The 11,287-nt window shown below is 71.1% G+C and carries 7 protein-coding genes; 4 read left to right on the plus strand and 3 right to left on the minus strand.

Annotation, left to right across the window (positions count from 1 at the left end):
* Positions 1-124 precede the first annotated feature (124 nt).
* From D7V80_RS37295 to D7V80_RS37310, 4 genes are all read left to right on the plus strand, one after another.
* Positions 125-961, plus strand: coding sequence for an MBL fold metallo-hydrolase (locus tag D7V80_RS37295; protein ID WP_120592600.1), 837 nt, complete (start codon positions 125-127; stop codon positions 959-961).
* Positions 958-2,556 (plus strand): sigma 54-interacting transcriptional regulator, encoded by a 1,599-nt coding sequence (locus tag D7V80_RS37300; protein WP_120592601.1) that lies wholly within the window; start codon positions 958-960, stop codon positions 2,554-2,556. Before D7V80_RS37295 ends, D7V80_RS37300 begins: the two co-directional genes overlap by 4 nt.
* A gap of 169 nt (positions 2,557-2,725) precedes the next feature.
* Positions 2,726-4,150 (plus strand): sugar porter family MFS transporter, encoded by a 1,425-nt coding sequence (locus D7V80_RS37305; protein WP_120592602.1) that lies wholly within the window; start codon positions 2,726-2,728, stop codon positions 4,148-4,150.
* 131 nt (positions 4,151-4,281) lie between these two features.
* Positions 4,282-6,072 (plus strand): DUF4215 domain-containing protein, encoded by a 1,791-nt coding sequence (locus tag D7V80_RS37310; RefSeq protein ID WP_120592603.1) that lies wholly within the window; start codon positions 4,282-4,284, stop codon positions 6,070-6,072.
* A gap of 24 nt (positions 6,073-6,096) precedes the next feature.
* Here D7V80_RS37310 and D7V80_RS37315 read toward each other — a convergent pair whose 3' ends face one another.
* The 3 genes from D7V80_RS37315 to D7V80_RS37325 all read right to left on the minus strand — a co-directional run bounded on the left by D7V80_RS37315 (position 6,097) and on the right by D7V80_RS37325 (position 11,128).
* The gene (locus D7V80_RS37315; RefSeq protein WP_120592604.1) at positions 6,097-6,999 is read right to left on the minus strand and encodes a hypothetical protein; all 903 of its coding nucleotides are present in this window, start codon (positions 6,997-6,999) and stop codon (positions 6,097-6,099) included.
* Positions 7,000-7,109: 110 nt separating this feature from the next.
* Complete coding sequence (locus tag D7V80_RS37320) at positions 7,110-9,440, minus strand: serine/threonine-protein kinase (protein ID WP_120592605.1); 2,331 nt, start codon at positions 9,438-9,440, stop codon at positions 7,110-7,112.
* A 17-nt stretch (positions 9,441-9,457) separates the two neighbouring features.
* Positions 9,458-11,128, minus strand: coding sequence for an adenylate/guanylate cyclase domain-containing protein (locus D7V80_RS37325; protein ID WP_120592606.1), 1,671 nt, complete (start codon positions 11,126-11,128; stop codon positions 9,458-9,460).
* Between the last annotated feature and the right edge of the window lie 159 nt (positions 11,129-11,287).

Consider the following 11,287-nt stretch of genomic DNA (forward strand, 5'->3'; position numbering starts at 1 on the left):
CCGCGATGCTGCCCCATCCCCGCCACTCCAATGATTCCAGCCCCTTGGCGCTGGCACCGGACGTGCTCTGTCCCCTCCACGTCAGGGCGCCCCCAGCGGGCGTCAGCGCATCTGGAGACCCATCATGGAAATCCGCTTCTTTGGCGTTCGGGGCAGCATCGCGGTGTCGGGCTCGCGCATCGGTGGCAACACGGCGTGCGTGGAGGTGACGAGCCAGGGCGAGCGGCTGATCCTCGACGCGGGCACGGGCATCCGGACGCTGGGCGAGGTCATGATGCGCGAGGGCGCGCCGCAAAAGGCGACGATGTTCTTCTCCCACCTGCACTGGGATCACGTGCAGGGCTTCCCTTTCTTCACGCCCGCGTACCTGCCCACCACGTCGCTGACGCTGTACGGCCCCGGCGCGAATGGTGCCCAGGCGCTGGAGTCCACGCTGTCCCAGCAGATGCGCCCGCCGCAGTTCCCGGTGCCGCTGTCCACCATGCGCTCGAAGATGACCTTCGGCGCCGCGCTGCACGGCCGCACCGTGGAGGTGGGCCCCTTCAAGGTGACGCCCATCGACGTGCCGCACCCGGACGGCTGCATGGCGTACCGCGTGGAGGCGGACGGCCACTCCTTCGTGTACGCCACGGACGTGGAGCTGCCGGAGCGCCTCACGTCGGACGTGGCCCGCCACTTCGAGGGCGCGGACGCGCTGTGCCTGGACGCGCAGTACACGCCCGACGAGTACGAAGGCAGGAAGGGCATGTCCAAGAAGGGCTGGGGCCACTCGACGATGATGGACGCGGCCAAGGTGGCCAAGGACCTGCACGCCGGGCGCCTCTTCCTCTTCCACCACGACCCGTCCCACGCGGACGAGCTGCTGGAGGACATGGCGCAGCAGGCGCGCGGCCTGTTCCCCTTCACCGAGCCCGCGCGGGAAGGCCAGCGCATGCTCCTGGGCCGCGCGGCGGGCGCATGAGCGCCGCGAGCCCGGAGCCGTGCGATAGACTGTCTCCAGCGCCCTTCTCACTTCCGCCGCTGCCCGCCGCCATGCCCTCGTCCCCGCCGGATGTGTCCCAGGTCCTGCTCCCCCTTGGCGGCCTCGTCGGGCGCGAGGTGGACCTGGACGCCTTCCTCCAGGCGCTCGTGGACCGCATCGCCATCACGCTCCAGGCGGACCGGGGCACGCTGTGGCTGTTGGACCCGGTGCGCCGCGAGCTGTTCAGCCGGGCGGCGCACCTGCCGGAGGTCGCGCAGATCCGCGTGAAGCTGGGCCAGGGCGTGGCGGGCTACGTGGCGGAGGCCGGCGAGCCCGTGCACGTGCCGGATCCGCGCGGCGAGCGCCGCTTCTTCGCGGACATCGACCGGATGACGGGCTACCGCACCATCAGCCTGGCCGCGGTGCCGCTGCGCGACGCGGCGGGCGCCGTGTACGGCGTGCTCCAGGTGCTCAACCGCCTGGGCGGTGGCCCCTTCACGGAGGACGACACCCGGAAGCTCACCGACATCGCGGCGCAGGTGAGCACCGCCCTCCAGAGCACCAGCCTCTATCAGGAGCTCCAGCGCGCGAAGGATCAGCCGCAGGCCCCGGTGGGCTACTTCTTCAACCGCATCATCGGAGAGGCCCCGCCGCTCAAGGCCCTCTACCGCCTGGTGCAGAAGGCCGCGCCCACGGACGCCACCGTGCTGCTGCGCGGGGAGAGCGGCTGCGGCAAGGAGCTCTTCGCGCGCGCCATCCACGTCAACGGCCCCCGGCGCGACAAGCCCTTCGTGAAGGTGGACTGCGCGGCCCTGCCCGCCGCCCTCATCGAGAACGAGCTCTTCGGCCATGAGAAGGGCGCCTTCACCGGCGCCGACCACCGCGTGCCCGGCAAGTTCGAGGCGGCCGACGGAGGCACCGTCTTCATCGACGAGCTGGGCGAGCTGCCCCAGGCCGTGCAGGGCAAGCTGCTGCGCGTGCTGCAGGACCGCGAGTTCGAACGCGTGGGCGGCACGCAGGCCGTCAAGGTGGACGTGCGCATCGTCGCGGCCACCCACCGCGACCTGCCGCGCATGGTGGCGGAGGGCCGGTTCCGCGAGGACCTCTACTACCGCATCAAGGTCGTGGAGCTGCTCCTGCCCCCGCTGCGCGAGCGTGGCGCGGAGGACATCGAGCGGCTGGCCCGCCACTTCGTCGCCACCGCCGCGAAGCGCCACCGCCTGCCCGTGCCCCGCCTCGGCGCCACCGCGCTCGCGAGGCTCAAGCGCTACCGCTGGCCCGGCAACGTGCGCGAGCTGGAGAACTGCATCGAAAGCGCCGTGGTGCTGTCCGAGGGCGAGATCCTGGAGGAGCACCTGCCCCTGCCCTCCCTGGACCGGGCGGCCTCCTCCGCGGAGTCCCCCGCGCTGCAGACTCCTGCCGCCGCGCCGGACGCACCGCTCCTCCTTCCGCTGGCGGAGGTGGAGCGCCGCCACATCCTGCGCGTGCTGGAGGCCGTGAAGGGCAACCGCACCGCGGCGGCGCGCGCGCTGGAGATCGGCCGCAACACGCTCGCCCGCAAGCTCAAGGAGTACGGCCTGGCGGACGAGGGCTGAGCCCCGGCCCGTCGTCGGCGTCAAAGCCCTGTCCCCCAGCGAGCGGCCACCGTGGCGCTGTCCTGCCCGGGGCTGCCTTTCAGCGGCCACGGGGGCCACCTCTCCTCAGGGCCGTTGTGCGTACCGCGAAGGCCGGATACGTGCCCGTCCCAGGGGGAAGGAGCGCGTCATGGCGGACGTCATCGATGCCTCGGTGAGCAGGCGGCCTCCAGCGGATCGGGAGACACGGACCGGCAGGGTCATTGGCATCTCCGTGGTGGCCGCCCTGGGCGGGTTTCTCTTCGGCTTCGACACCGCCGTCATCAACGGCACCGTCGCCGCCCTGAGGACCGAGTTCGCCGCGAGCAGCCTGGGCCTGGGGCTGGCGGTGTCCTCCGCGCTCGTCGGCTCGGCCGCGGGCGCCTTCTCCGCGGGGCCCTTCGCGGACCGCTACGGCCGCCGGCGCGCGATGATGCTCGCGGCAGCCCTGTTCATCATCAGCGCCATCGGGTCGGGGCTCGCGTTCTCCCTGTGGGACCTGGGCTTCTGGCGGCTGGTGGGCGGGCTGGGGGTGGGCTTCGCCAGCGTCGTGGCGCCCACGTACATCGCGGAGATCGCTCCGGCGTACCTGCGCGGCCGCCTGGCGTCCCTGCAACAACTGGCCATCGTGACCGGCATCTTCGTGGCCCTGCTGGGGGACTTCGCCATCGCGCTCTACGCGGGCTCCGCCTCCAACCCCACCTGGCTCGGCCTCACCGCGTGGCGGTGGATGTTCTTCAGCGGCCTGCCACCCGCGCTCCTCTACGGCATCGGCGCCATCTTCATCTCGGAGTCCCCGCGCTTCCTCGTCGCGAAGGGGCGTGAGCAGGAGGCGCTGGGCGTGCTGCGCGACATCGAGGGGGACGCCGCGCCGTCCAAGGTCGTGGAGATCCGCCGCTCGCTGCGCGCCAACTACACGCCCCACCTGGCGGACCTGAAGGGCGGCCGCTTCGGGTTCCTGCCCATCGTGTGGGTCGGCATCGTGCTCGCGATGCTCCAGCAGTTCGTGGGCATCAACGTCATCTTCTACTACTCCAGCGTCCTCTGGCAGGCGGTGGGCTTCTCCGAGCACAACTCGCTGGCCATCACCGTCATCACCAGCGTCACCAACATCCTCACCACGCTGGTGGCCATCGCGTTCGTGGACCGGGTGGGAAGAAAGCCCCTGCTGCTCATCGGCTCCGTGGGCATGGCGCTCACGCTGGGCCTGATGGCGTACCTCTTCGGCACCGCGCCGCTGGATGCCGCGGGCAAGCCCGTCCTCCAGGGCGCGGCCGGCACCACCGCTCTCATCGCCGCCAACCTCTACGTCGTCTTCTTCGGCTTCTCATGGGGCCCCGTCGTCTGGGTGTTGTTGGGAGAGATGTTCCCCAACAGCATCCGCGCGCTCGCGCTGTCCATCGCGGCCATGGCGCAGTGGCTGGCCAACTTCCTGGTGTCCGCCACGTTCCCGGCACTGCAGGCCGTTGGACTGGGCTGGGCGTACGGCCTGTATGCCGCGGCCGCCGTGTTCTCCGTCTTCTTCGCCGCGAAGTTCATCCGCGAGACGAAGGGTCGGGAGCTGGAACAGATGTAGCCCCGCGAGACAGGGCGATACGTGGGCGCCTGTACACCCGTACGGGCTTTCTGCATTTTTACGCACCGGCTGGGTGAGAAAACACCTGTTCCATTTGACACCTGGGGTCACCGGCTCTCAGCATCTCCTTCATGCTGAAACATTCCCCCCCGATCCCCCGACTCGCGAGCGTCCTGCTCGCCACCCTCCTCCTCACCCTGACAGGCTGTCCGGACAACGGTGAAACGGACAACGACGGCGGCACGAGTGTCACGGACGGTGGCACCACCGATGCCGGCGACACGCTGCCCGACGGCGGTTCGTATGATCCGGGCCCCAAGGTCTGTGGCGACGGCAAGGTCCAGAAGGGCGAAGTCTGTGACGACGCCAACACCGTGAGCGGCGACGGCTGCACGTTCGACTGCCAGGAGGTGGAGGTCGGCTTCGAGTGTCCCACCTGGGGCCGGCCCTGCGTCGTGGCGACGGCGTGCGGCAACGGCATCGTGGAGGACGGCGAGAAGTGCGACGACCGCAACAATGAGTCCAACGACGGCTGCAAGGCGGACTGCTCCGAGGTGGAGACCGGCTGGTCCTGCCCCTTCCAGGGCCAGCGCTGCCGCGCGTCCGAGTGCGGTGACAAGATCATCGCCGGCGAGGAGGAGTGCGAGGACGGCAACACCGCCGACGGCGACGGCTGCAGCAAGACCTGCCGCCTGGAGCAGGGCTACAAGTGCGACGGCATTGGCCAGCCGTGCACGAGGACGGTCTGCGGTGACGGCAAGCGGGAAGGCACCGAGCAGTGCGACGACGACAACAACGACATGGGCGACGGCTGCTCGCCGCTGTGCGTGCTGGAGCCCCGGTGCGTGAACGGCACCTGCGAGGCCCGCTGCGGCGACGGCGTCATCCTCCCCGGTGACACCACCGAGGAGTGCGACGACGGCAACACGCGCAGCAACGACGGCTGCTCGTCCGACTGCAAGCTGGAGGCGGGCTTCGCCTGCTACAACGTCAAGGGCACCCTGCCGAACGAGGTGGAGATCCCGGTCGTCTACCGCGACTTCCGCGGCAAGGGTCAGCCCGTCGGTGGCAACTACCCCGCCACCATCCACCCGGACTTCGACGACGCGAACGGCGCGGAGCAGGGCATCGTCGGCGCGAAGTTCGCCGCCCTCGGCGCGAACGGCAAGCCCGTCTACGCGAAGGAGGGCATGGCCTCCGGCACCACCCACGGCAAGGTGGCCTTCGACCAGTGGTACGTCGACACGCCCGACGTCAACGTCACCGAGGTCAGCACGCTGAAGCTCGCCAAGCAGCCGAACGGCTCCTACGTGTTCGACGACCAGACCTTCTTCCCGCTCGACAACAGCGGCTGGGTGGGCATGGGCAAGGAGAACAGGCTCAACGACAACAACGGCATCAAGCGCAACTTCAGCTTCACCAGCGAGACGCGCTACTGGTTCGAGTTCAAGGGCAACGAGGTGCTGACGTTCCTGGGTGACGACGACGTCTGGGTGTTCATCAACCGCAAGCTCGCCCTGGACCTGGGCGGCGTGCACGGCGCCACCTCCGGCACGGTGTCCCTGGCGGACGCGGCCACCGTGGCCGGCCTGGGCCTGGAGCAGGGCAAGATCTACGAGGTCGTCGTGTTCCAGGCGGAGCGCCACACGTCCCAGTCCTCGTACAGGCTGACCCTGACCAACTTCGAGACCCAGCGCACCACGTGCGAGTCCACCTGCGGCAACGGCAAGGTGGACAAGGGCGAGACGTGCGACAACGGCAACGCCAACGGCCCGGGCTACGGCAAGTGCAGCCTCACCTGCATCTGGAACGCCCGCTGCGGCGACGGCATCACCCAGTACAACTTCGGCGAGACCTGCGACGACGGCAACACCAACAACAACGACAGCTGCCCGAACAACTGCGTGATCGATCCGGGGTAGCCGTCCCACCCCTCCACCCGGACCTCACAGGGTCCGGGCGAGCATGAACACGGCGGCCAGGGACAGCGCCCCGGCCGCCGCGAAGTGCCTCCAGGCCCGGCGGGACAGCACCCCGCCGGTGCCCGTGGCCCCCTCCCCCAGCACCATCAGCGCCGGACGCCCGCCGCGCCCGCGCAGCGCGTAGGTGCCGTCGCGGGACCCGCGCTGAAGCTCCCCCACCACCAGGCACGCCTCTCCGGGGACGCCCACGCGCTCCCAGGACAGCGCCTGCGCGGGCGCCCCCAGGAGCTCCGCCCGGGTGAGCGCGGGCGCCGCCGGGCACCGCCGCACCTCCACCGGCGCCAGCAGCGCGGACGGCGCGAACCCCACCGTTGCCCGCGTGCGCTCGCCCTTCAGGAGCAGCACCGGCGAGTACGCGCGCTCGCGCGACAACAGCGGCCCCTTGCGGCCGTGCGTCCCCACCGCGTGCACCGCCGCGTCGTAGAAGGCGCACGGCACACCGCCCGGCGACGTCAGCGTGTCCACGGAATCCAGCTGGCCCCGGTACACGCCGAAGCCCGGGGACCGCCCCGCGCGCAGGGCCTCCACCGCCTCATCCAGCGGCATGGGCGCGGCGCCGCGCAGCGCATCCGCCCGCAGGCGCACCCGGGCCCCCCGGGCGGACACCCCCGCGGCCAGCACCAGCAGCACGCCGCCCAGCGCCTTCACCAGCACGTCCGGCGACACGGGCACCAGCGGCGTCCCCTGCATCCACGGGACGAAGAGCACCAGCCCCAGGGCCAGCGCCCCGAAGCCCGCGAGCATCCAGCGCGGCCGCGCGCCCGTGGGCGTCCGCCCCAGGGTGAAGGTCGCCCAGAGCAGCAGGGCCAGTCCCACGCCACAGAGCGGCAGCAGGAGCACGCGCCCCAGGTCCAGGTCCACGGCCATGCCCCACCCCCGCCCGCGTGCCGGACGGCCCCGCGATGGCGGAGCCCGGCGGGAGCAAGGTGGGAACGGGCGGACGGAGCGGCAAGCCCCATCCCCAGGGCCGCGGCGGACTACTCGGGGGCGACACGGCGCACGGGGCGCTCCTGCAGCGGCCCCACGACCTTCAGGTCATCGAAGGTGCACTCGAGGTTGCGGCAGCCCAGGGCCAGCTTGCCCACGCGGCCCTCGAAGCCCGGCAGCACCTTGGAGGCGAAGAGCTTCTTGTTGAGGAAGGCGTCCACCCGCACGCCGCTCTTCTGCCGCTTGAGCTGGAGCTTCACCAGGAAGGGGCCCGTCTTGGGCACCGGCATCTCGTCCTGGACCAGGTTCTTGGTGTCCTCCGCGCTGTTGCCCACCACTTCATGCCCGTCATCCGGGGAGAAGTAGCGCCACGACAGGCGCATGCCCGCGTCGGGGATGGCGAAGACGGACACCTGCACGTCGCGGATGCGGAACGCCAGCTCGCCGAAGTGCTGCCCGTCCTCCTCCACCGACCACTGCTTCCCCAGCGGGTTCACGTCCATCAGCACTTCGGCCGTGAAGTCGTCGCTCGTGAAGTAGCGGTGCGCCAGGTACGCGCGCGGCACCAGCTTGCCGTCCGCCTCCCGGCCGGCCTGCACGACGCGCAGCTCGCCCTGGTCCATGGTCCACGTGCCGCTGTGGACGTTGATCTCCTCCTCGCCCTGCTCGAAGCCCAGCTCCAGGGTGGCGCTGGCCGAGCCGGCCGCGGGCGGCGTGAACTTCAGGCCGGAGAACACCTCCCCTTCCGTGTTGGCCGGGAAGTGCATGACCGGAGGGACCGGATCCGAGACGAGCGGCGTGGCGGTCAGGCTCCCGAAGCCCACGAAGGCGCGCACCGCGAAGCCCAGCACGGCCAGGCCGCCCACCACGGACAGGCCGGTGCGCACCCGGCCCCAGCCCGCGTGGAGCGCCTCCAGCACGGCGGTCTCGGCGGGCGTCGGGGACTTCATCGGAGCCACGTGCGAGGGCCGCGCGCGCGCCAGCGCCGACGCGGGCGCCACCACGTGCGGCGACGACGAGGCCGTCACCAGCGCTTCCAGCGCGTCGCACACCTCCGTGGCGGTGGCGTAGCGGGCCTCGCGGTCCGTCTCCAGCAGGCGCTCCACCACCGGATCCAAGCGCGGGTCCAGGCCGCGCACGCGCTCGGACGGCAGCTTGAAGCGGCCCACGGGCAGCTCGCCCGTGAGCGCCTCGTACATCATCACGCCCAGGGAGAAGAGGTCCGCTCTGCCGTCCACGTTCTTCGCGTCCCGGCGCTGCTCCGGGGCCATGTAGTTGAGCGTGCCCATGGCCACCGCGGTCGCGGTGAGCTGCTTCTCCGAATCCGGCTCGCGGATGCCCGCCAGGCCGAAGTCCGCCACCTTCGCGTGCAGCCGCCCATCCAGCAGGATGTTCTCCGGCTTCAGGTCGCGGTGGATGATGTTCTTGGCGTGCGCGCACTCCACGGCGCGCGCCACCTGGAGCAGCACCTTCAGCGACTGCGAGGGCGTGAGCGGCTCCCGGCCGCTCAGCGCGTGGCGCAGCGACTGGCCCTCCACGTACTCCATGACGAAGTAGTAGTGCTCGCCCTGCACGCCCCGGTCGATGATCTGCACGATGTTCGGGTGGCTCAGGGCCGCGAGCGCGGTCGCTTCCTTGTCGAAGCGGGACACGAACTCCTCGTCCTTCGCCAGCCGGGGCGGCAGCACCTTCACCGCCACCGTGCGGCCCAGGGACCGCTGGCGCGCGAGCCACACCTCGCCCATGCCGCCGCGCCCCAGCACCTCCAGGAGCTCCAGGCCCGGCAGCTGGGGCTTCTGGCCCGTCAGCATCGTCTCCGCGTTCTCGATGTCGCGGATGCCCGTGTTCACCGGCGCGCGCGGGGCCTTCACCCCCAGCGACTCCGCGCGCACCAGCGTGGCGCTGATCAGCTCCGCGGCCGTGGGGTCCGCCGCGGGCAATGCCACTCCGGACGAAGGCGCGTCGCGGCCCTCCACGGAGGCAGGCACCACCCCCGCGGGAACCTCACCCTCGTCCGCCTTCCCCACGCCATCCGGTCGCGGGATGTTCATCTCGTTGCCCCCTGGGACGGAGCCGGCCCTCATCTCCTGTCCCACCGAGTCCATCCTGCCCGCTCCAACACCCGGAGCCGCGGAAGGTGACTTCGATTCTGGCGGATCATCCGCCGTGCGCGGCGTGAACGTCACCGCGATGCCTGCCTCGTCGTGGGCCCTGTCGGCCGGACGGATGCCCGACGGCTCGGCCGGGCGATGGATGCCGGACACGTCCGCGCGCCGCACCTCGAAGCGGATGCCGCAGCGGCACGTGGCCTTCTGGCCGCTCACGTACACCCGGGTGTCGTGCACCGTGCCGCAGTTGGGGCACGACTGGGTGGTCGTCATGGGCGGGGGGCGCACCGTCAGCGCACCTTGCGGGAGGTGGAAGTGGTCAGCTCCGCGCCGTGCACGCGGAAGGTCTGCACGCCCTTCTCCTTGCCCTTCACCTGCAGCACCGGCAGCTCCTCCACGTCGAAGCCCGGCCCGGACTTGCGCACCGTGGCCTCCGACGCCAGCACCTCGCCGCTCTTCGCGATGCCGCACAGCCGCGACGCGGTGTTCACGGTGTCGCCAATGGCGGTGAACTCGTGCCGCTCCGCGCTGCCCATGTAGCCCACGACGGCCTGGCCGGTGTTCACGCCGATGCCCACCTCGATGGGCTTCTTGCCGTCCAGCACGCGCTGCCGGTTGAGCTCCGTGACGGCGTCCTGCATCTCCAGCGCGGCGCGCAGGGCCCGGGCCGGATCATCCGGGTGCGACGACGGCGGACCCCACACCGCCATCACGCAGTCCCCGATGAACTTGTCCAGGTTGCCCTCGTAGCGGAACACCACGTCCGCCATGGCGGTGAAGAAGCTGTTGAGCATCGACACCACCTCCTGCGGCGAGTCGCTCTCCGCCAGGGTGGTGAAGCCACGGATGTCCGCGAACAGGCAGCTCACCTCCGCGAGCCGGCTCTGGCGCAGGTCCTCCGTGCCGCCGTTGATCACCGCGTCCGCCACCGCCTTGGACAGGAAGCGCGACAGCTCCGCGCGCGTCACCGCCTCGTTGCGGATCTGCTCCGCCAGGGCCGCGTTCTCCAGCGCGATGCCCGCCTGCGCGGCGATGCCGGAGAGGATGGTGAGGTCCTTCTCCGAGAAGGCGTTGATCTGCTGGCGGCTGTCCAGGAACAGCACCGCCATGATGTCGCCGTTCACGAGCAGCGGCACCGCCATGGCGGAGCGGATGCCCTGCGCCACGATGCTCTCCGCGGCGGAGAAGCGCTCGTCGATGATGGCGTCCGCCGTGAGCACCGCCTTGCCCGTCTCCACCACGCGCTTGAGCACGGTGTCCGACAGCATGACGTTCACCTGCTTGCCCTGCCGGTGGTGCACCGCGGCCGGGATGAACTCCCCCTGCGGGCCCACCTTCAGGATGACGCCGTGGTCGGCCGCGAGCAGCTCGAAGGCCACCTTGAGGATCTGCTCGAACAGGTCGTCCTGGGTGCCCTTGAGGCTCACCTGCCGGTGGAACTCGTGGACGATGCGCAGCTTCTCGTAGTCCCGGCGCAGCGCGGCGGTGTCCGTCACCTGGTCGGCCGGACGGAAGTTCTGCGGCACCTGGTCCATCTGCGCCAGGAAGGCCGGCATGGAGACGGCGTTGGCCACCACCGTCACGCCCGGCAGCGTGGGCGGGTTGGCTCCGCCGGGCGCGGCCTCGCCGCTGTGGAAGACGAGCCGCGAGGAGCCCAGGGCGATCTCATCCCCGTCCTTCAGGCGCATCTCCCCCGTCACCCGGCGCCCGTTGACGAAGGTGCCGTTGGACGAGTTCAGGTCGCGCAGCACGAAGTCGCGCCCCACCTTCTCGATGGTGGCGTGCTCCTTGGAGACCTCGCGGTCCACCAGCCGCAGCGTGTTGGACGGATGGCGGCCGAGCGACGTGGTGGGGCCCAGGGGAAACTCCCCCAGCGTCCCGTCCGCGAACCGCCCCGTCAGGTGCGGCCCGCGCGGGTGCGACCCGGACCTGGGCGGGAATGGGGCGGGTGCCTGGTTCACGCGCGAATCCTCACCGGCCCGGACACTACCAGAGCCTTCCGCCCCAAAGGAACGCTCGCGAAGCCCCCCTGGGTCCAGACCGCCAGCGCCCTGCACGGCCGGTCAGTCCCCGCCCCCGTCCTGCCGCTCATGTGGAGGGCGGGGCCAGCGTCCCCGGGG

Source organism: Corallococcus sp. CA054B, from assembly GCF_003611625.1.
GTDB classification, from domain to species: Bacteria; Myxococcota; Myxococcia; order Myxococcales; family Myxococcaceae; genus Corallococcus; species Corallococcus coralloides.